The sequence below is a fragment of the Paenibacillus sp. 01T424 genome, from assembly GCF_056398745.1.
Genome location: NZ_JBFTPZ010000019.1, coordinates 108,067 through 128,701, shown reverse-complemented (window position 1 = coordinate 128,701; position 20,635 = coordinate 108,067). Strand labels below are relative to the sequence as shown.

Here is a 20,635-nt window from a genome sequence, read left to right as displayed (position 1 = left end):
ATTGTTGACATCATTTTTCCTTTTAGTATTGCTGATTTTCGGGGATGCTGTATAATCACTATTGTTTCTTCTAAAACTGCAAAGGGGAATGCGATATGCAAGACCAAACGATTATTCGTTTTGAACATGTGACAAAACAATATGCTCATAATGCTGCTGCTGTCCTCAAAGACGTCAGCTTTACAATAGAGCGAGGCAAATTTTATACGCTGCTTGGTCCGTCTGGCTGCGGCAAGACGACGGTGCTCCGGCTAATAGCTGGCTTCACTGAACCCTCAGAGGGTCAAATCTATTTCCATAATAAAGTGATAAACCGGGTTCCAGCGAATGAACGCCAAGTGAATACGGTTTTCCAGGATTACGCTCTTTTTCCTCATCTCAATGTGTTCGAGAATGTTGCCTTTGGCCTGCGAATCAAGAAGATGAAAAATGCGGATGTGACGAATAAAGTGAAGGATGCTCTTCGTTTCGTCAACTTGGACGGTTACGAATCACGGGAGATTTCGGAGATGTCCGGCGGTCAGCGGCAGCGCGTTGCCATTGCGCGGGCGATCGTGAACGAACCGGAAATTATTTTGCTGGACGAGCCGTTATCCGCACTTGATCTTAAGCTTCGCACGGAAATGCAGTACGAGCTGCGCGAGCTGCAGCGCCGACTTGGCATCACATTTATATTTGTTACGCATGACCAAGAGGAAGCGCTGGCGATGTCTGACGAAATTTTCGTTATTAATGAAGGAAAAATTCAACAAAGTGGAACGCCAACAGATATTTACGATGAGCCGATCAATCGCTTTGTTGCGGATTTTATTGGTGAATCCAATATTGTACCCGGCCGAATGGCACGTGACTTCGAGGTGGAGTTCGCTGGTCGTTCATTTGAATGCGTCGATCAAGGGCTCACGCCAAATGAGGCTGTTGATATTGTAATCAGGCCAGAGGATTTGGAAATAACTTCTTCAGAGAACGGTAAGCTGCAAGTACGTGTAGATTCACAATTGTTCCGCGGCGTACATTACGAGATTTGCTGTTACGATGAATCAGGCAATGAGTGGCTTGTCCATTCCACTCGCAAAGCTACAGTAGGGGAGCAGATCGGATTAACCTTTGACCCAGAAGCCATCCATGTTATGAGACTAGGTGAAACGGAAGAAGAATTCGATAAGCGTCTTGAAGCATACAGCGAGGCCGCAGATGTCGAATAAATCACGTAGTTTTTATCTCATACCGTATATGGCTTGGATTGTGTTATTTGTTATAGCGCCGATCGTGTTAATTGCCTATTACTCCTTCTTTGATGTAGAGGGCAACTTCACGCTGGACAATTATGTGAAGTTCTTTACGCCGGTTTATATGAAAATGACGCTTAGCTCCTTCTGGTATGCGTTTCTGATAACCGCAATATCATTGCTTGTCGCGTATCCGGCTGCTTATTTATTGACAAAAACTAAGCATAAACAGCTCTGGCTGCTGCTTATTATACTGCCTAGCTGGATCAATTTGCTGCTAAAGGCTTATGCGTTTATTGGCTTGTTCGGTACATACGGCTTTGCGAATTCCGTACTGGAAGCGATCGGCATTCCGAAACAGCAAATTTTGTTTACGGACTTTAGCTTTATTTTCGTATCGGTTTATATCTTTATTCCTTTTATGATTTTGCCGATCTTCAACGCGCTGGAGGAAATGAATCCGACGCTTGTGTATGCGGCGCGTGATCTTGGCGCATCCGCGTGGACGACGTTCCGGCGTGTTATTTTTCCGCTAACGATCAGTGGTGTGAAATCCGGCTGTATGGCTGTATTTATACCTGCATTATCTCTGTTCATGATTACGAGGCTGATTGCCGGCAATCGGGTTATTACGCTAGGTACAGCAATCGAGCAGCATTTTCTCGTGACGCAGGACTGGGGTATGGGTTCGACGATTGCTGTGTTCTTGATTCTAGCAATGGCGGCGATGATGCTGTTAACTGGCAATCGAAAGCGGGGTGCGGCAGATGCGCGGAAAAAATAAATGGTCGAACATCTATCTTGTACTCGTGTTTGCAGTACTCTATGCGCCTATTTTTTATTTAATGTTTTATTCGTTCAATAGCGGCGGCTCGATGCGTAATTTCGAGAGCTTCACGCTTGATTATTACAAAGAGGTTTTTGCGGATACGCGTTTGCTCATCATTGTCCTGAACACGTTCGTTATTGCGCTGCTGTCCGCTGCAATTTCGACGATTCTTGGTGTTATTGGTGCGATAGCTATTCATCACATTCGCAGCAATCGACCGAAACAATCGCTTTTGACGCTCAACAATGTATTGATCGTAAGTCCCGATGTTATTATCGGTGCGTCCTTTCTTATCCTATTTACGATGATTGGCATCAAGCTGGGCTTTGTGTCCGTCTTGCTGTCGCATATTGCGTTCAGTGTTCCGATTGTCGTTATTATGGTGCTGCCGAAGCTGCAGGAAATGAGCTCAACGTTGATTGATGCGGCGCATGATCTTGGTGCCAGCTCGTGGCAGGTGCTGACGCGCGTCGTGCTTCCATTCATTAGGCCGGGCATATTCGCAGGGTTCTTTATGGCGCTGACGTATTCGCTAGATGACTTTGCGGTAACATTTTTTGTAACCGGCAACGGCTTCTCTACGCTGTCTGTTGAGATCTACTCGCGGGCGCGCCAAGGTGTGTCGCTATCGATCAATGCGTTGTCGACACTTATTTTCTTATTTACGATCATTCTGGTCGTTGGTTATTACTTCATTAATCAACGAAATATGAAGCCGTCAAGCAAGGAGGGACACTAATGACACAGCTGGTGCGTATGTTCGTAATCGTGTTTGTTGTTTCATTTGGCCTCATCTACCTGACTTCGTATTTGAATGATAGTGAAGGCTACAGCGGAAGCAATACACTGACAATTTACAACTGGGGCGATTATGTTGATCCCGAGCTGCTTGACCGCTTTGAGGAAGAGACGGGCATTAAGGTCATTTACCAAACCTTCGATTCGAATGAAGCGATGATGACCAAAATTGGACAAGGCGGTACGACGTTTGATGTTAGCATTCCTTCTGAGTATGCGATTAGCAAGATGAAAGAGGATGGTTTGCTCTTAAAGCTCGATCACTCGAAACTCCCGAATTTAAAATATATCGATCCACGTTTCATGAATTTATCATTTGATCAAGACAACGCTTATTCCATTCCTTATTTTTGGGGGACTGTCGGAATTGTGTTCAATCCAGAGCTAGTCGGGGATCTGACCTTCTCCAGTTGGAATGATCTATGGGATAAAAGCTTGCGCAACCAGATCCTGCTGCTGGACGGTGCTCGCGAGGTTATGGGCATGGGGCTTAACTCTTTGGGTTATTCGCTAAATGATACGGAAGAGGCTCATTTGCAGGAGGCGAAAGCGAAGCTGCTCCAGATGACGCCTAACGTGAAGGCGATTGTCGGTGACGAAATCAAGATGCTGCTTGCAAACGAAGAAGCGGCAGTCGGTCTTGTTTGGTCGGGTGATGCATCGGAAATTATGGATGAGAACGATAAGCTTGATTATATCGTGCCAGAGGAAGGCTCGAATCTATGGTTCGATAATATGGTTATTCCGAAGACGGCCAAAAATATCGAAGGCGCGCATCAGTTTATCAACTTCATGCTCGACCCTGAAGTGGCTGCTCAGAACGCGGAATATGTCGGTTACTCGACTCCGAATGAGGCGGCGCTGGCGCTGCTGCCTGAGGAGATTGCGACCGATGAGCGTTTTTACCCAGATGAAGAGCTGACCGAAAGGCTTGAGGTTTACGACAACCTCGGCAAAAGAATGCTGGCCCACTATAACGAGTTGTTCCTTGAGTTTAAAATGCATAAGAAATAAACAAAAGAGATAGCATTTTTCTAATGATTCCCATGCTATGCTGGATGAGATATTTCCAGATGAGGCGGCAAATGTGAATAGATGGGGCGGAGAGCATGAATAGCAGATGGATGAATTACGGCGGTCTTATACTAATCGCTGTTGTGTGGGGAGCGAACTTCGGCATATCGCGGTTAGCTATGGAGTCGTTTAATCCCATCGTTTTCTCGTTTTTGAGATTTGGATTGGCTATTCCGTTTTTCTTTCTCATTCTTAAGCTAAGAGAGGGCAGCGTGGGCATTCCATGGCGAATCGTGCCGAAGCTTGCTGTCATTGGGTTGGTTGGCATTACACTGCTCGAAATTACGGTGATGTACTCGATTAAATATACGACCTTAGCCAACGCGTCGCTGCTGAACGTAGCGCCGTGGCCGATCTTCGCTGCATTGTTTGCCCCTTTATTCATGCGCGAAACCATCACGAAGAGGCTCATTGTTGGCGGAGCGATATCCATTGTTGGAGTATGCTTCGTCATACTGGGCGGCGGTGAAAGCTTCAGTCTCTCATCTGATAATATGATCGGCAACTTGATGGCGCTTGGAGTCAGTATTGTCGGTCCGTTATTTAATCTAAGCTCCATGTCGCTTATGAAGCAATACTCTGCTCTGCGTGTCAGCACGTGGACGATAGCTTTTGGGTCGTTGTTTATGCTGCCGCTCACCTTTGGGGCTTGGGGGCAAACCGATTGGTCGGCTCTACAGGCGGGGCATTATTTATCCATTGGCTATAATGTATTGATTTGCACCGTTGTCGCTTTTGTCGTTTGGAATGCATGTATGTTCAAGGTTGGCGCAACGCGTTCTAACTTTTTCCGTTATGCGGTTCCGGCGGCGGCTGTTGTAGCTGGGTATGTGATGTTCGATGAGAAGATCGCGCTGCTGCAAATGTGTGGCGCAGGCTGCATGGCCGCAGGACTGATATGGATCAGCATCGAGAGCAAATCGCGAAGCAAATCGTCCGTGAAGACAGTGGAGTCGAATGGTTAATTCTTGTGATTCATAATTGTGGTTGATAGTTTATGAGATCGAATTCTAATTGTATAAAAATGTATCATGTGAGGGTTTCGTACTAAGTTGGACTAACTTAGTACGAAACTCTTTTATTTTTTACATAAAAAGGATTATTAAAGAACAGTGTGTGTTATGGTAACTCCCATCACATGAAATCTAACATGACAATGGATAAAAATGTAGAATTTTTGCACTAAATAACGAAATTTTTCTTTTAAAATAGTGATGAAAAAGGTAAAATCAAAAAAGCGGCTAATCCATGGAATGGGAGTCGGACTCTACGAAGAAGGACTGAACTTAAAATGACAGTGAGTATAGTAGAAGAAACGTTAAATCCGTACCAAATCGCACAACAGCAAATCGATACTGCAGCGGCCCATCTACAATTGCCTAAGCATGTTACAGACATCTTGAAGCAGCCGAAGCGCGTGCTGTCGGTTAACTTCCCAGTTCGTATGGATGATGGCTCAATTCGAGTGTTTGAAGGTTACCGTTCCCAGCATAATGACGCGATTGGACCGACTAAGGGCGGCATTCGCTTTCACCCTGATGTAACGCTTGATGAAGTAAAAGCACTTTCCATGTGGATGAGCTTTAAATGCGGCGTTGTTGGCCTTCCTTATGGCGGCGGCAAGGGCGGAGTTATTTGTGATCCACATCTTCTTAGCAAAGGCGAGCTAGAGCGTGTTAGCCGTGCTTTCATGGAAGCTATCGCTGATTTTGTAGGTCCTGACAAAGATATTCCTGCACCGGATGTATACACGACTCCACAAATCATGGGTTGGATGATGGATACGTACAGCAGACTAAAAGGCGTTAACTCACCTGGCGTTATTACAGGTAAACCGCTTATTCTTGGCGGATCCCAAGGTCGTAATGAAGCAACAGCACAAGGCTGTGTGTACACGATCTTGGCAGCACTTCAAGATAAGAATATTCCTATTGAAACGGCTACTGCAGCGATTCAAGGTTACGGCAACGCTGGTCGCATTGCTGCTCGTTTGCTTAGCGAAGCAGGCATTAAAGTTGTAGCAGTCAGTGACTCCAGAGGCGGAATTTACGATCCGAATGGATTGGATATCGAACAGATCTCCATACTAAAGGATACGACTTCCATCCGTGAGTATGGCGAGAAGTACTATATTTCTAATGAAGATTTGCTTGAGCTTGATGTTGATGTTTTGGTTCCAGCTGCTCTAGAAAACGTAATTACAGCTAAAAATGCAGATCGCATTAAAGCAAAAATCGTTGCAGAAGCTGCAAACGGACCAACAACACCAGAAGCGGATCGCGTACTTTGGAGCCACGGCATCACAGTTATTCCAGACGTACTTGCAAATGCAGGCGGCGTTACGGTTTCGTACTTCGAGTGGGTACAAAACTTGGCTAACTACTACTGGAGCGAAGCAGAGGTTCTTGAGAAGCTTGAGACGAATATGATTCTTTCTTACGTAGCTGTTCGTGATCTTGCTAAGGAACATGACACTGACCTTCGTACAGCTGCTTATATGATTTCGATCAAACGGATCGCAGCAGCAATGGAAGCTAGAGGCTGGATCTAATATATTTATAAAACAAGAAGAGGTGGCGGCGTCATGACAGAACAGATTCGCATCGGTATTGTTGGTTACGGCAATCTTGGACGCGGCGTAGAGCTTGCAATTAGACAAAGTGCGGATATGAGATTGGATGCGATATTTACTCGTAGAGACCCAGCATCTATTCCGTCTGAAACAAAAGCATATAAAATTGAAGATGCGGAGCGCTTTGTCGATGATATCGACGTTATGATTCTTTGCGGCGGCTCAGCAACAGATTTGCCAGAGCAGGTTCCTGCTTTTGCCCGCTTGTTCCATACGGTTGACAGCTTCGATACGCATGCGCGTATTCCTGAATTTTTTGATCAGGTAGATGCAGTTGCCAAAACGAGCAATAAAGTAAGTGTAATATCCACAGGCTGGGACCCAGGCTTGTTCTCATTGAATCGTCTGCTTGCTGAGGCAATATTGCCAGAAGGCAAGGAGTATACATTTTGGGGCAAAGGTGTAAGCCAAGGCCATTCAGATGCGATTCGCCGCGTGAAAGGTGTTAAGAACGGCGTTCAATACACCATTCCTAGTGAAGAGGCAGTAGCGCGAGTTCGTAACGGTGAAAATCCAGAGCTTACAACGCGTGAGAAGCACGTCCGTGATTGCTACATTGTAGCAGAAGAAGGTGCTGATCAAGACGCGATTGCTGAGGAAATCCGTACGATGCCGAACTATTTCTCCGATTATAATACGACGGTTCATTTCATTGATGAAGCAACATTGAAAGCCGAGCATTCCGACAGTCTGGAGCCAAAACCGTATTCGACATTCCATACGGCTACCTTTCACCAAAATCCGCAGCAGAACTGCGTAAAGAGCTTCTATAGTTCTGAAACTTTTCTGAACATCCCCCTCCATTTTACAATTTTTTACTTACACTTTTGGAAATAGTAGGATATAATGAAAAAGTGAGAGTAATTACTGTCGAATTATAGGGAGAAGTGCTGAAAGATCCATTTTCCTATGGTAGAATAGTTTCAAACCTACCTAACAGGTAAATTCTACTAGGAAGTGAACTCAGCATGATAGACATCCATACGCATATTTTACCTGGATTGGATGATGGTGCGGCAAGTTTCGATGATACTTTGAATATGGCCCGGGCAGCTGTATCAGAGGGAATTACAACGATCATCGCCACTCCGCACCATGCCAATGGAACCTATACCAATACAGCAATCGACGTAGCTAAGCACACTCTCACTATTAACGAAAGGTTAATAGCTGCGGGTGTGCCTATTGCTATACATACAGGTCAAGAAATTCGCGTTCATGATGATCTGCTCGATGCTTGGTATAGAAAAGAATTGCTTCCCTTAGCCGGCTCTAGTTATGTTTTGATTGAGATGCCATCCTCCCGTATTCCGAAGGCGATGATTGAGCTCGTGCATGAGCTTAATGTATTGAAGTTGAAACCGATTATCGCTCACCCAGAAAGAAATGCAGAAGTTGTGAAGCACCCCGATCGATTAGCTGAGCTTATTGAAGCAGGCGCATTCGCACAGGTTACGACCCACTCACTGCTTGGGGGATTTGGTAAGCGCATTGAACAATCCGCATGGTCATTATTGAAGGCGGGCCATATTCATTTTGTATCTTCCGATGCTCATCATATTGAGCGCCGCGGTTTTCGTCTGGGCGAAGCCTACGCGTCCATTGAGAGGCGGATGGGAGAACAGTGGGTTACCTATTTGCAATCCAACGCTCAGTCTGTGTTAGACGACAAACCTATACATAACCAGCCTATTACTATAGTTTCTTCAGACAGGGTTTTGCGTCGTTTTATTTCCTATTTTTACAAAAAATAGTGCGCGCTAGAATGATTGGAAGTTGAAGAAAGCGCATACTGAAAATGTTTTTAATGGCGTTATTAGTCATTCATCTATTAGATGAGTGCAACTATTATCATATAATTAGGAGTGAAGAAAGTGACATTAAGAAAAAAATTAGCAGTTTCTACAATTGCGGCAAGCGTAGCCCTTACGGCTTTCGCTGGCATTCCGCTAAGTAGCAAAGGTTTGGCAGAGAAGCTTGGAGTAAATGGGGTTGTTTATGCATCTTCTTCATTGGCTGATTCCGCTCTTGTATCTGATATTAAGAAGCTGCATGCCGCTCTTATTAGCACAAACGGATTAGCTGCAGTTGAAGCTTTCCAGCTTGAACTGGATGCGTTGGACATTCATGTAAAAGGCGACATCGTAAAACCGATTGTAAACAAGTTTAACCCAACGGACAGTGAAGAGACACAGTTAGAAAATCTTTTCCACGATGCTGTGAAGCTTTCTTATAATCCTTCAGTTGCTGGACTTGAAGAACTGCGCACAAAATATGGAACATTGCTACAATCTTTTGCCACTAGAGCAGAAGTAAATGATCTTACAGTGGATGATATTGCTCAATATTTCCTTGATATTCAAAAAGAGCTTATTAAGCAAGTTGATTCCAAGGATCTGGCTGGACTTATAAGTCTACTAAAGGATTCGAATGCCCTTAATAAACTATTGCAGGATGTGCTAGCAGCGCTGCCTAGTGATTATGCAGTTGAGAAGATCTTCCGTCACTATGGTGTAACGACTGAAGATGTACTTGAAGTATTATCTCAAGCAAAACTAGCAGTAAAAGACGATACTAAATTCCTTGCTGCAGCTGGCGCTTTGTACACTGCTTATAAATCACTAAACACTACACCTCCAATCACTCCAGGTGGTCCAGGTGGCACATTAACACCAGTTACTCAACTTCCTGAATCAACTGACAAATTGCTAAACGATCTGAAAGCAGCGCTTGATAAAGCAACTGATGCTGAGAAAGCTGCTATTATTACTAAATTTGTTGCTGATGCAAAAGCAGAAATTGCTAAGCTTGCAGCAATCAGCGCAGCTTCAAGTGTTACTACAGTAAATGGACAAGCTGTTCTTCAATTGGATGAGAAGAGTGTATTGTCAGCAGTTGCCGGTATTAACACGGTTGCATCCAAGGTGAAAGAACTAGCACCAGCTTCTGCACTTGCCAAGACTTCTTTGCAAATCAATCTTGGTGAAGTAGCACAAAAGGATGTAGTTCTAAACCTTTCCGATGCAGTGGTTAAAGCTGCAGCAGCTGGAAATGTATCCGGTGCAACTTTCACGATTGGCAAATTTGAAGTGACTGTTCCTGTAGGCGGTTCATTCTCTTCTGCTATTGGTCTTACTATTAAGAAGAGCGATGTATCTGCTGACGTTGTAGGCACGTTGAAATCAGTATCTGAAGTTTATGACTTCAACCTAACGGTTGGCGGTACTGCAAAAACTTCATTCGATCAACCGATCGTAATCAGCATTCCGCTGGGCGATACAACTGGTCTTGATAAAGAGCTTCTTTCCGTAGCGAAAATCGTTGATGGCAAGCTAGTATTCCACGGTGGACGTGTATCGGGCAACTCTATTATCGAATCTCGTGATTCGTTCTCCTCTTATGTGGTTGTAGAAAACAAAGTTTCGTTCAAAGACATTGCTTCTGTAGAAGCATGGGCTGGCCGCGAAATTAGCGTTGTAGCTGCAAAAGGCGCAATCGAAGGTAAATCAGAAGGTCAATTTGCACCGAAAGACAAAGTAACTCGCGCTGAATTCGCGAAAATGCTTATCCGTGCTCTTGATCTTGAGAATGGCTCAGCTACAGAAGGCTTTGCTGATGTAGATTCAGCTGCTTGGTATGCACCATACGTGGCTGCTGCGGCACAACTCAAAATCATTAACGGCCGTTCAGATACTAAATTCGATCCAAATGCAACGATTACTCGTGCTGAGATGGCAACGATGATCGCTCGCGCATTGAAAGTTTCGCAAGGCGCTTCTAACGTAGCTGATGTAAATGCTGCACTAAAAGACTTTGCGGATGCTGGAAAAATTAATGCGTCATTAAAAGATGGCGTTGCATTTGCGGCAACTCACAAAATCGTAGTTGGAAATGCAGGCAAGTTCTTGCCAAATAACAATGCGACTCGTGCAGAGGCAGCAGTAATTATTTACCGTGCACTAAACTTCGACAATTAAGTAACAATATAGACATAATCTTCCTCTCATGTAGGTGAGGGGAAGATTTTTTTCGGAAAATTATAGGATATTGTTAGATTATAGATTATTATGTAGTAGGATATGGTTCTTTAGAATCATTTACTAATTCTTAAAGACTATATCGGATGGAGGAATATTAAGTGTCTAGCGAACTAGATTTGCGACAGTATATAGCGATCATTAAGAAGAGATTGTTGCTTATAATTGTGTTTGTCTTGATTTGTACAGCGGCAGCGGCTGTTATAAGTATGTACTTTAAAGACCCTGTCTATGAGGCCTCTACGAAAATTATTGTGAATCAAACCACGACACAATTGGCAACGGGGCAACTTGATATTAATCAAATAAATACCAACATTAGAATGATAGATACCTATAAAGAAATCATAAAAACACCAGCTATTTTAGATAAGGTAGCTGCCAAATATCCACAGCTTGGATTAACGGCAATTGAGCTATCGTACAAGATTCAGGTTAGCTCTGTAAACAATACGCAAGTAATGACATTAGTTGTACAAGATATAGATTATAAGCAAGCGGCTCAAGTCGTAAATGCGGTGTCAAACGTTTTCCGTGAAGAGATTCAGCATATCTTTAAAGTTGAGAATGTTTCCATTTTGAATGAAGCTGTCTTAGATGCAAAGCCAAGTCCAGTATCTCCTGATATTCCGCTTAATATCGCAATTGCTTTTATTGTATCCTTAATAATTTCTGTCGGTATTACATTCTTGCTTGAGTATATGGATGATACCATTAAGACTGAAGCGGACGTGCTACAGTTTTTGGGACAACCAACGCTAGCCATGATCTCGAGAATGAGTCTGGAGGATGTTAATTCTAACCAAACTAGCAAAGCCAACCAAACCTACAAGGCAGGTGAATTAGAGCGTGTCTCTATCGAAAAATAAGCGACAGATTATAACAATAACTAATCCTCGTTCTCCCATATCAGAATCCTATCGTGCGCTTCGGACCAATATTGAGTTTTCTTCCATAGATGAAAAGCTTCAAGTATTAATGGTCTCTTCGGCAGGACCTGGCGAAGGGAAGTCTACGACCATAACGAATCTGGCAGTTACATTCGCTCAATCGGAGAAAAAGGTTATTCTAATTGATGCCGATCTTCGTAAACCAACTGCTCATCACACCTTTTCAGTGTCCAATCGTTTTGGTCTTTCATCCGTTATTTCACAGCAATGCTCATTAGAGGAAGTAATCCAGATTTCGGATATTCCCAATTTGGACATCATCACGTCGGGTGCCATTCCTCCAAATCCAGCGGAAATGATGAATTCCAAAAGAATGACTGCAGTCATTGAGCAACTAAGAAAAAAGTATGACATTATCTTAATCGACACACCGCCATTACTTGCTGTAACTGATGCACAGATTGTGGCTACAAAGAGCGATGGTGTCATTCTGGTAGTCGATCAAGGGAAAGTGAAAAGGGATATCGCTAGTAAGGCAGTTAAGAATTTAGAGAGTGTGAATGCCCGGATTTTAGGTGTCGTACTGAATAATGTGAAGCGTAAAGCGAATGAAGAAGCCTACTATTATTATTATGGTGTACAAGATAAATAAACAATTCAAATCGTAGATGATAGCTTTAGTGGAGGGATGAGCAAGGTGAGTAATAGAAATAGAATGCTAATCATACTGGTGGTAGATATTTGTATTATATGGATAGCAACTGGGGTATCTTATCTCTTTCGTTTTGACGGAAATATCCCTCCCATCTACGTGAAACAAATGCTTGAATTTGCTTTATTAACAACCGTGATATGCGGCAGTAGTTTGGCATTCTTCCGTATGTATAGACGTATGTGGCAATATGCCAGTATAGGAGAGATTATAGAGCTAGCCAAAGCCATTATAATCGGACTTATTTTATCATATGGAGCAACGTACGCACTAAATGGAGAACGGGTTCCTATTTCCATTACAACTCGAACACTTGAACTTATGCTGCTATTAATGGGTGGATCGCGTTTCCTATGGCGCTTGATCCGAGTAAATAGAACCAAAAAGTCCGCTTTAACAAATAATGTACTAGTCATTGGTGCTGGGGATTGTGGAGCTCTTATTGCAAAAGAAATTATGACAAGCAACAGCTTTTCAGGTAATCGAATTATAGGTTTTATTGATGATGATCTACATAAGCGAAATATGCAAGTAGTAGGAATACCAGTTCTTGGAACTCGTATGCACATAGAGGAAATAGTACAAAAACATCATATCCATGACATTATTATTGCAATGCCGTCCGCGAAGCGGGTACATATAACGGAAATTATTAATGTTTGTAAGCTTACAGGAGCCAAGGTTAAGATTATTCCTTCTATTAATGATTTTATTAAGGGTGTTCTTGCGGTAAAAGCATTACGTAATGTAGAAGTGGAGGATTTACTGGGAAGAGACCCTGTTATGACGGATTTAGAAGGCATAGCTAATTATGTATCAGGTAAAGTTGTGCTCGTAACAGGTGCTGGTGGGTCAATAGGTTCAGAGCTCTGCAGACAAATTTCTTCCTTTAATCCGAAAAGCCTGTTGTTACTTGGACATGGAGAGAATAGTATTTACACGATCGAGATAGAGCTCAGAACAAAATTCCCGAATGTTCATTTGGAGACGGTAATCGCAGATATTCAGGATCGAAGCAGATTGGACGACGTATTTCGGAAGTTTAGGCCGCAGGTTGTATTCCATGCAGCAGCGCATAAGCATGTGCCCCTTATGGAAAGAAACCCTTCAGAGGCAGTGAAAAACAACGTGTTTGGGACAAAGAACGTAGCAGATTTTGCGGATAAATATAAAACGGAACGGTTCGTTATGATCTCTTCCGATAAAGCTGTTAATCCTTCAAGCATTATGGGAGCGACTAAGAGAATTGCAGAGATGTACATACAGAGTATTAACACAATAAGTGATACCCAGTTCGTAGCTGTACGGTTCGGGAATGTACTCGGAAGTCGAGGCAGCGTAATTCCAAGGTTCAAACAGCAGATTGCTGCAGGAGGACCTGTGACCGTAACTCACCCTGACATGGTCAGATATTTCATGACGATTCCAGAAGCGGTTCAGCTCGTTATCCAAGCGGGGTCATTTGCTAAAGGTGGAGAAATCTTTGTCTTAGATATGGGAGAGCCAGTACGAATTCTTGATCTAGCGCAGGATCTCATTCGATTGTCAGGCTACGAGCCGAATATAGATATTGAAATAAACTTTAGCGGCATGCGTGAAGGCGAGAAGCTGTTCGAGGAGCTGCTAACGGATGAAGAGGCTGTAACCTCTACACATCATGAACGAATTTACATAGGCAAGCCTACACAGATTAATAGAGTAGAACTCGAGCTTCAATTCAAACGAATTGAGAAAGCTATTGGAGATAATCAAACGACAATTAAAGATGTTATCGAGCATCTTGTTCCTTTTTATTCACATGTATCTTAGCAGACAGACTATCATAACGGAGGAGATTAAACATGCGTAAGAAAAAGTGGAAGAAGATATTAATTTGGGTCGCATCAATCATTGTCATACTGGGAGTAGGGGGCTTATTTGCAGCTAATTATGCTGTGGATAAGCTTATTTCTACATTAGCTGCTGATCTTGAAGGCGATTTGTTGAATGAAGTGGTGACTCCAGACACAAAGCCAGAAGAGCAGGGAACAGATGAGACAGGGAAGGATAATCCTTCTACAACGGTTAATAATGATGGAACGGTAGATAGTTCAAACGAAAAAGTAGATAAGCCGCGGACAGATAATACTAAGGATAGCGGATCTAATGATTCAAACGGAACCAAAGAAGAAGATAAGTCTAAAGATGGCTACAGCGGCGAGGTTTCTTTAGATAAAGCTAAAGATCTTCAGGAAAAAATAACAGTATCTGAAAAAGCGAAGGTCTCATCCGTATTACTTAAAGAACTCAGCATGGCAGATATTAAGAAACTGCAAGCTCTTGCAAGCGGAGGCTTGAACTTAGAAGAAAAGAAAGAAGCGCGTACTATTATTCTCGAAAAACTATCAGAGGAGCAGTATGATGAACTGATTCAAGTTGCAAAAAAATACGGTATGAGCCAAGGGAAATCTTTTGATGAGGTTATTCAAGATAAATAGGTGTATTTCTAAAATTGTCACCCCAATAAGAAGGGGAAGTTGGATGAAGTGAATATTGAACCATACTTTAAAAAGCAAATTTAGACCAGTAGGAGGTTATCTCATGAAAGTACGTAAAGCTATTATACCGGCAGCAGGGTTGGGAACACGTTTTCTTCCAGCAACAAAAGCTATGCCCAAGGAAATGCTACCAATTGTAGATAAGCCTACTATTCAATATATTGTCGAAGAAGCGATTGCATCAGGAATCGAAGATATCATTATCGTGACGGGTAAAGGGAAACGAGCCATCGAAGATCACTTCGACAATTCGTTTGAACTGGAGCAGACTCTACTTGAGAAGGGAAAGCTAGAAATACTTAGTGAAGTACAGAAGTCGTCCAAGATGGTGGACATTCACTATATTAGGCAAAAGGAAGCGAAAGGGCTAGGTCATGCGATCTGGTGTGCTCGCAAGTTTATAGGACAAGAACCATTCGCTGTGTTGTTAGGCGATGACATTGTGCAGGCGGAAAAGCCTTGCTTGAAACAAATGATCGAGCAATACGATCGTTACAGATCATCTATTATCGGTGTCCAGACTGTACCGATGGATGAAGTATCCCGTTATGGTATCGTTGACGGTAAAGTTGTTCAGGACCGACTCTATAGTGTGTCGAACCTAGTAGAGAAGCCAAAACGTGAAGTTGCTCCATCTAATATTGCAATAATGGGTCGCTATATCCTTAGTCCAAGCATATTCGATGTTTTAGAGAACCAAACACCAGGTGCAGGCGACGAGATTCAACTCACCGATGCTATAGCAGAACTCAATCGTTTTGAAGCAGTATATGCTTACGACTTTGAAGGTACCAGGTATGATGTAGGGGACAAGCTTGGGTTTATTAAGACTCAATTAGTATTTGCATTGCAAAGGGAAGATCTGAAGATGGATTTACTAGAGTATTTAGAATTCGTCATGAATGAGCATCAACCGAAAGTCTTATTTTGAAATACATAAATTCAACAACGTGGGTGATGAATTGAAGCTGTACAGTGTTGTGAAAATAGTTGCTGATATTGTCTTATCCTTCCTTGCCATCGTCATATTGTCGCCAGTTTTGGCGCTTATCACTATTCTTATCAAAGCTGACTCTAAAGGCCCTGTCTTATTCAAACAAAAGCGTGTTGGTAAGAATAGGAAGCACTTTTATATTCTGAAATTTAGAACAATGCGGACAGATGCACCAAAAGATATGCCAACACATATGCTACAAGACCCGAAGGCTTTCATTACGAAGCTGGGACAATTTCTTCGTAAATCAAGTCTGGATGAATTGCCCCAAATCATTAACATACTCAAAGGTGAAATGAGTATCATTGGCCCACGTCCTGCACTATGGAATCAATACGATCTGATCGCAGAGCGCGACATTTACGGTGCGAATGACATCCTACCTGGCCTAACAGGCTGGGCGCAGATTAACGGTAGAGACGAGCTTCCAATTGAAGTGAAGGCTAAGCTGGATGGGGAGTATGTAGATAAGATTGGTTTGTGGATGGATGTTAGGTGCTTCTTCGGTACGATCTTGAGTGTTGTGAGAAGAGATGGTGTAGTTGAGGGCGAAACCGGAAAAGTGAGAAATAAAGATTTTCCTAGTTTATTGGAGACTAATGCAAAATGAAAAAAATATTGATAACTGGTTCTAATAGTTATATAGGCATAAGTTTGAAAAATTTACTTGTAAAAGATCCAACTAACTATTCAGTTGAATTTATTAGTTTAAGAGATGATATATGGAAAGAGAAAGATTTCTCCTCATATGATGTCATTTTTCATGCAGCTGGGGTAGCTCATGTCTCGACTGATCCTGAAATGGAATCCATATATTACAAAGTAAATCGTGATCTTACTATTGAAGTAGCGAAAAAAGCTGAAAATGAAGGTGTCAAGCAGTTCATATTTATGAGTAGTATCATCGTTTATGGTGATGGCAGTAATTTGTTAAAGCTTATCGATAGAAATACGATACCTGCTCCAAGAAATTTTTATGGCCGTAGTAAACTTCAAGCGGAAGAAGCGATACTTCCATTACAAAATGATAGTTTCAGAATTGCTGTCCTGAGACCTCCAATGATATATGGAAAAGGATCTAAAGGAAACTATAGTAGGCTTGCAAATATGGCTCAAAGATCTCCTATATTTCCGGATGTAGATAATATGCGAAGTATGCTTCACATAGATAACTTATGTCAATTTTTAAAGAGTATAATCGATTTTGAAGATTCGGGTTTGTTTTTTCCGCAAAATAGAGAATACGTTAAAACCAGCGAAATGGTTAGGCTAATTGCTGAAACGCATGGTAAAAAATTAAGATTAATTAAAGGGTTTAATCCACTTCTAAAGTGGCTAGCTACTAAGATAGGGGTCTTTAATAAGTTGTTTGGAAATTTAGTGTATGAGCAAAGTATGAGTGCTTATAGAGCAAATTATACAATAAGAGATCTGAAAAATTCAATTGAGATGACTGAGAGATAAGGGGTCGAAATTTACTTGAAAAAACATATTCTAGTTATTTCACAATATTTCTACCCTGAACAATTTCGAATTAATGATATTTGCACGGAATGGGTAAAGCGAGGCTATAAAGTAACGGTAATTACAGGAATCCCGAATTATCCACAAGGAAAGTACTATGAAGGATACGGATTATTTAAAAGTAGAAGAGAATCATATAATGGAGTCGAAATAATAAGAATTCCATTGGTTGCTAGAGGTTCTAATTCAATAACTTTGATACTAAATTATTTGTCATTTGTAGCAACGGGATTTATATGGAAGTCTACTACAAATATTAAAGCTGATTTTGTATTTATTTATGAAGTTTCACCAATGACTCAGGCATTGCCCGGAGTATGGTATGCAATGAAACGGAAAATCCCATGTTACTTATATGTACAGGATCTATGGCCAGAGAATGTAGCAATTATAACAGGGACAACTAATAAATGGGTCCTATCATCTATTGGTAAGATGGTAGATTACATCTATTCTAACTGTACAAAGATACTAACAACTTCAAAGAGTTTTGTTAAGTCTATTGAAAACCGAGGTGTTTCAACAGAAAAAATCATGTTTTGGCCGCAATATGCCGAAGATTTCTATAAGCCTATGAAGCAATCGGAATCTGTTATAGAAGAGACAAAAAAGGTGTTTAAGGTGATATTTACTGGTAATATCGGTAATGCTCAAGGGTTAGATATATTACCAGAAGCAGCAAGGATAATTAAGGATGAAATAGATTGTACTAGCAAGATACTGTTTACGATAGTAGGGGAAGGTCGATACAAAGGAACACTCTTAGAGCTAGTTAAGAACAAGGGTGTAACAGAGTTATTCTCGTTCATTCCAAAGAAGCCTGCTATTGAAATTCCTAAGATACTATCAGAGCATGATGTGGCTGTCATATGTTTAACCGCGAATCCTCTATTTAAGATGACAATTCCAGCTAAGCTGCAATCCTATATGGCGTGTGGAATGCCAATTCTTGCTTCTGCTGATGGCGAAACAGCGGATATAGTCAATGAGTCGAGTTCGGGTATGGTTTGCGAAGTGGGAAATGCTAAAAGTTTCGCGGATGCGGTGATAAAGATGTCCAAGCTGTCAGCTACCGAATTGGATGAGTTACAGTTAAACTCAAGAAACTATTATGATAATAATTTTAATAAGCAAGATTTACTAAATGAGATTGATGATTTATTCCAAAATGTGAAATAGTTAAGTCATAGTCAAGGGAGTGAGAATAGTATGTTTAAAGATAAAACTCTGTTGATAACAGGCGGTACTGGCTCCTTCGGTAACGCTGTTATGAATAGATTCTTAGATTCGGATATAAAAGAAATTCGTATATTTTCACGCGATGAGAAGAAGCAAGATGATATGCGGAAAGTTTATAAGAGTGATAAATTAAAGTTTTATATAGGCGATGTTCGTGATCTTGCAAGCGTAAAAAATGCAATGTATAACGTTGACTATGTATTCCATGCGGCAGCATTGAAACAAGTTCCTTCTTGTGAGTTCTTCCCTTTAGAAGCAGTGAAAACGAATGTGTTAGGTACTGAGAATGTGCTTACAGCTGCCATTGAGAATAGCGTAGAGAAAGTCATTTGTCTATCTACAGATAAAGCAGCATATCCGATTAACGCAATGGGAATCTCTAAAGCGATGATGGAGAAAGTATTTGTAGCTAAGGCGAAGACTGTAGATCCTAGTCGAACACTAATTTGTGGGACACGTTATGGAAATGTAATGGCTTCTAGAGGTTCAGTGATTCCATTGTTCATTGAACAAATTAAGAGCGGTCAACCACTAACTATTACGGATCCTAATATGACTAGATTTTTGATGAACTTAGAAGATGCCGTTGAGCTTGTAGTGTTCGCGTTTGAACATGCAGAAGCTGGTGATATTATGGTACAGAAATCTCCTGCATCCACGATTAGAGTCCTTGCACAAGCGCTCGTAGAGTTATTTAATGCTGATAATGAGATTAAAATCATTGGCACACGTCATGGTGAAAAGTTGTATGAGACTTTACTTACTAGGGAAGAACATGTAGTCTCCCATGATATGGATGGATACTACCGTGTACCAGCAGACAAGAGGGATCTAAACTACGATAAATATTTTGTTGAGGGTAATCAAGAACTATCTACGGAAGAAGAGTATAACTCCCACAATACGCAGAGGCTCACTATAGCACAGGTCAAAGAAAAGTTACTGATGCTAGATTATGTGCAAAAGGAACTTAGAGCGATTCCTGTAATATACTAATTCTGAATTATAGGAGGTTGGAATAAACAGTGAACATATTGGTGACCGGAGCAAACGGATTTATTGCTAAGAACCTGATAGCGGAATTGAAAAATAAAAATTTCGGAACTATCTTTGAATTCAGCAGAGACACTGATCCAACCCTACTAGATGAATATTGTAGAGAAACGGATTTTGTATTTCATCTTGCAGGTATAAATAGACCTAAAGATCAGTCCGAATACATGGATGGAAACTACGGATTTACTACCCTACTTCTCGACACTTTAAAGAAGTATGAAAATAGATGTCCAATTATGATATCCTCGTCTATTCAAGCTGATTTAGATAATCCTTATGGGCTGAGTAAGAGGGCAAGCGAGGAGTTACTATTTGAACACAGTAAGGCTACAGGGGCAAAAGTGCTAATATACCGTTATCCCAATGTATTCGGGAAGTGGTGTAAGCCTAATTACAACAGTGCTGTAGCAACATTTTGTTACAACATAGCCCATGATCTACCTATTACCATTAATAATCCAAATGTTGGCATGAGATTGGTGTACATTGATGACGTGATTGAGGAGTTACTTAATGCCCTGAATGGCAATGAAAACGCTGTTGGACAATATTGTGAAGTTCCAATCGTTCATAGTATTTTACTTGGAGAAATTTCTGAAATAATATATTCATTCAAGAAGAGCCGTGTGGAGCGTACTATTCCAGATATGTCAGATGCAGTTACCAAGAAATTGTACAGTACATACCTCAGTTATTTGCCAAAAGATCAATTTAGTTATGAATTAAAGATGAATGTGGACCATAGAGGTTCCTTTACTGAATTTGTGAAGACGCCAGATCGTGGACAAGTGTCCATTAATATATCTAAGCCAGGGATAACGAAAGGTAATCACTGGCATCACACAAAGAATGAAAAGTTTCTTGTTGTCAGTGGAATCGGGGTTATTCGCTTTCGGAAGATCGATAGCAATGAAGTGTTAGAATATTTTGTGAGTGGTGAAAAGATGGAAGTTGTAGATATACCTACAGGATATACACACAATATTGAGAACCTGGGGCAAGTAGATATGGTTACAGTCATGTGGGCCAATGAACACTTTGATCCGGCAAAGCCAGACACCTACTACTTGGAGGTTTAAATTAT

18 protein-coding genes and 1 pseudogene are annotated in these 20,635 nt (G+C 41.5%); all 19 read left to right on the top strand.

The window, feature by feature from the left end:
* The first annotated feature begins 95 nt into the window (after positions 1–95).
* The 19 genes and pseudogenes from AC1DPK_RS16285 to AC1DPK_RS16195 all read left to right on the top strand — a co-directional run bounded on the left by AC1DPK_RS16285 (position 96) and on the right by AC1DPK_RS16195 (position 20,630).
* Positions 96–1,205, top strand: coding sequence for an ABC transporter ATP-binding protein (locus AC1DPK_RS16285; protein ID WP_076268479.1), 1,110 nt, complete (start codon positions 96–98; stop codon positions 1,203–1,205).
* Complete coding sequence (locus AC1DPK_RS16280) at positions 1,195–2,013, top strand: ABC transporter permease (RefSeq protein WP_076268478.1); 819 nt, start codon at positions 1,195–1,197, stop codon at positions 2,011–2,013. Before AC1DPK_RS16285 ends, AC1DPK_RS16280 begins: the two co-directional genes overlap by 11 nt.
* Complete coding sequence (locus AC1DPK_RS16275; protein WP_076268477.1) at positions 1,997–2,797, top strand: ABC transporter permease; 801 nt, start codon at positions 1,997–1,999, stop codon at positions 2,795–2,797. The genes AC1DPK_RS16280 and AC1DPK_RS16275 overlap by 17 nt, the downstream gene beginning before the upstream one ends.
* Positions 2,797–3,870 carry an ABC transporter substrate-binding protein gene (locus AC1DPK_RS16270; protein ID WP_477510985.1) on the top strand — a complete coding sequence of 358 codons (1,074 nt, stop codon included), beginning with the start codon at positions 2,797–2,799 and terminating at the stop codon, positions 3,868–3,870. The genes AC1DPK_RS16275 and AC1DPK_RS16270 overlap by 1 nt, the downstream gene beginning before the upstream one ends.
* A gap of 95 nt (positions 3,871–3,965) precedes the next feature.
* Entirely contained in the window at positions 3,966–4,895 is a 930-nt protein-coding gene (locus tag AC1DPK_RS16265) for a DMT family transporter (RefSeq protein WP_477510984.1), read from the top strand.
* Between the two features lie 326 nt (positions 4,896–5,221).
* Positions 5,222–6,481 (top strand): Glu/Leu/Phe/Val family dehydrogenase, encoded by a 1,260-nt coding sequence (locus AC1DPK_RS16260; RefSeq protein ID WP_076268474.1) that lies wholly within the window; start codon positions 5,222–5,224, stop codon positions 6,479–6,481.
* A 33-nt stretch (positions 6,482–6,514) separates the two neighbouring features.
* A pseudogene (locus AC1DPK_RS16255) lies at positions 6,515–7,335 on the top strand (diaminopimelate dehydrogenase).
* Between the two features lie 195 nt (positions 7,336–7,530).
* Positions 7,531–8,316, top strand: a complete 786-nt coding sequence (locus AC1DPK_RS16250; protein ID WP_477510983.1) for a tyrosine-protein phosphatase — start codon at positions 7,531–7,533, stop codon at positions 8,314–8,316.
* A gap of 120 nt (positions 8,317–8,436) precedes the next feature.
* Complete coding sequence (locus AC1DPK_RS16245) at positions 8,437–10,539, top strand: S-layer homology domain-containing protein (protein WP_477510982.1); 2,103 nt, start codon at positions 8,437–8,439, stop codon at positions 10,537–10,539.
* Positions 10,540–10,700: 161 nt separating this feature from the next.
* Positions 10,701–11,468, top strand: a complete 768-nt coding sequence (locus AC1DPK_RS16240; RefSeq protein WP_477510981.1) for a YveK family protein — start codon at positions 10,701–10,703, stop codon at positions 11,466–11,468.
* Positions 11,449–12,141 carry a CpsD/CapB family tyrosine-protein kinase gene (locus tag AC1DPK_RS16235; RefSeq protein WP_477510980.1) on the top strand — a complete coding sequence of 231 codons (693 nt, stop codon included), beginning with the start codon at positions 11,449–11,451 and terminating at the stop codon, positions 12,139–12,141. Before AC1DPK_RS16240 ends, AC1DPK_RS16235 begins: the two co-directional genes overlap by 20 nt.
* Before the next feature lie 36 nt (positions 12,142–12,177).
* Positions 12,178–14,010 carry a polysaccharide biosynthesis protein gene (locus tag AC1DPK_RS16230; protein WP_477510979.1) on the top strand — a complete coding sequence of 611 codons (1,833 nt, stop codon included), beginning with the start codon at positions 12,178–12,180 and terminating at the stop codon, positions 14,008–14,010.
* Positions 14,011–14,042: 32 nt separating this feature from the next.
* A complete protein-coding gene (locus AC1DPK_RS16225; RefSeq protein WP_477510978.1) occupies positions 14,043–14,678 on the top strand; it encodes a hypothetical protein in 636 nt (211 codons plus the stop codon).
* Positions 14,679–14,781: 103 nt separating this feature from the next.
* A complete protein-coding gene (gene galU, locus AC1DPK_RS16220) occupies positions 14,782–15,669 on the top strand; it encodes a UTP--glucose-1-phosphate uridylyltransferase GalU (RefSeq protein ID WP_477510977.1) in 888 nt (295 codons plus the stop codon).
* Between the two features lie 37 nt (positions 15,670–15,706).
* Positions 15,707–16,342 (top strand): sugar transferase, encoded by a 636-nt coding sequence (locus tag AC1DPK_RS16215; protein ID WP_477510995.1) that lies wholly within the window; start codon positions 15,707–15,709, stop codon positions 16,340–16,342.
* Positions 16,339–17,196 (top strand): NAD-dependent epimerase/dehydratase family protein, encoded by an 858-nt coding sequence (locus tag AC1DPK_RS16210; RefSeq protein ID WP_477510976.1) that lies wholly within the window; start codon positions 16,339–16,341, stop codon positions 17,194–17,196. The genes AC1DPK_RS16215 and AC1DPK_RS16210 overlap by 4 nt, the downstream gene beginning before the upstream one ends.
* A gap of 15 nt (positions 17,197–17,211) precedes the next feature.
* Positions 17,212–18,435 carry a glycosyltransferase family 4 protein gene (locus tag AC1DPK_RS16205; RefSeq protein ID WP_477510975.1) on the top strand — a complete coding sequence of 408 codons (1,224 nt, stop codon included), beginning with the start codon at positions 17,212–17,214 and terminating at the stop codon, positions 18,433–18,435.
* Positions 18,436–18,465: 30 nt separating this feature from the next.
* Entirely contained in the window at positions 18,466–19,491 is a 1,026-nt protein-coding gene (locus AC1DPK_RS16200) for a polysaccharide biosynthesis protein (RefSeq protein ID WP_477510974.1), read from the top strand.
* Between the two features lie 29 nt (positions 19,492–19,520).
* On the top strand, positions 19,521–20,630 hold the full coding sequence (locus AC1DPK_RS16195; protein WP_477510973.1) for a capsular polysaccharide biosynthesis protein CapF: 1,110 nt from the start codon (positions 19,521–19,523) through the stop codon (positions 20,628–20,630).
* Positions 20,631–20,635: the final 5 nt, after the last annotated feature.

Bases quoted from the DNA above. Each gene is read 5' to 3' on its own strand.
- AC1DPK_RS16275 (WP_076268477.1), top strand. From the start codon at position 1,997: ATGCGCGGAAAAAATAAATGGTCGAACATCTATCTTGTACTCGTGTTT.
- galU (WP_477510977.1), top strand. From the start codon at position 14,782: ATGAAAGTACGTAAAGCTATTATACCGGCAGCAGGGTTGGGAACACGT.
- AC1DPK_RS16225 (WP_477510978.1), top strand. From the start codon at position 14,043: ATGCGTAAGAAAAAGTGGAAGAAGATATTAATTTGGGTCGCATCAATC.
- AC1DPK_RS16280 (WP_076268478.1), top strand. From the start codon at position 1,195: ATGTCGAATAAATCACGTAGTTTTTATCTCATACCGTATATGGCTTGG.
- AC1DPK_RS16200 (WP_477510974.1), top strand. From the start codon at position 18,466: ATGTTTAAAGATAAAACTCTGTTGATAACAGGCGGTACTGGCTCCTTC.
- AC1DPK_RS16250 (WP_477510983.1), top strand. From the start codon at position 7,531: ATGATAGACATCCATACGCATATTTTACCTGGATTGGATGATGGTGCG.
- AC1DPK_RS16210 (WP_477510976.1), top strand. From the start codon at position 16,339: ATGAAAAAAATATTGATAACTGGTTCTAATAGTTATATAGGCATAAGT.
- AC1DPK_RS16230 (WP_477510979.1), top strand. From the start codon at position 12,178: ATGAGCAAGGTGAGTAATAGAAATAGAATGCTAATCATACTGGTGGTA.
- AC1DPK_RS16270 (WP_477510985.1), top strand. From the start codon at position 2,797: ATGACACAGCTGGTGCGTATGTTCGTAATCGTGTTTGTTGTTTCATTT.
- AC1DPK_RS16285 (WP_076268479.1), top strand. From the start codon at position 96: ATGCAAGACCAAACGATTATTCGTTTTGAACATGTGACAAAACAATAT.
- AC1DPK_RS16260 (WP_076268474.1), top strand. From the start codon at position 5,222: ATGACAGTGAGTATAGTAGAAGAAACGTTAAATCCGTACCAAATCGCA.
- AC1DPK_RS16265 (WP_477510984.1), top strand. From the start codon at position 3,966: ATGAATAGCAGATGGATGAATTACGGCGGTCTTATACTAATCGCTGTT.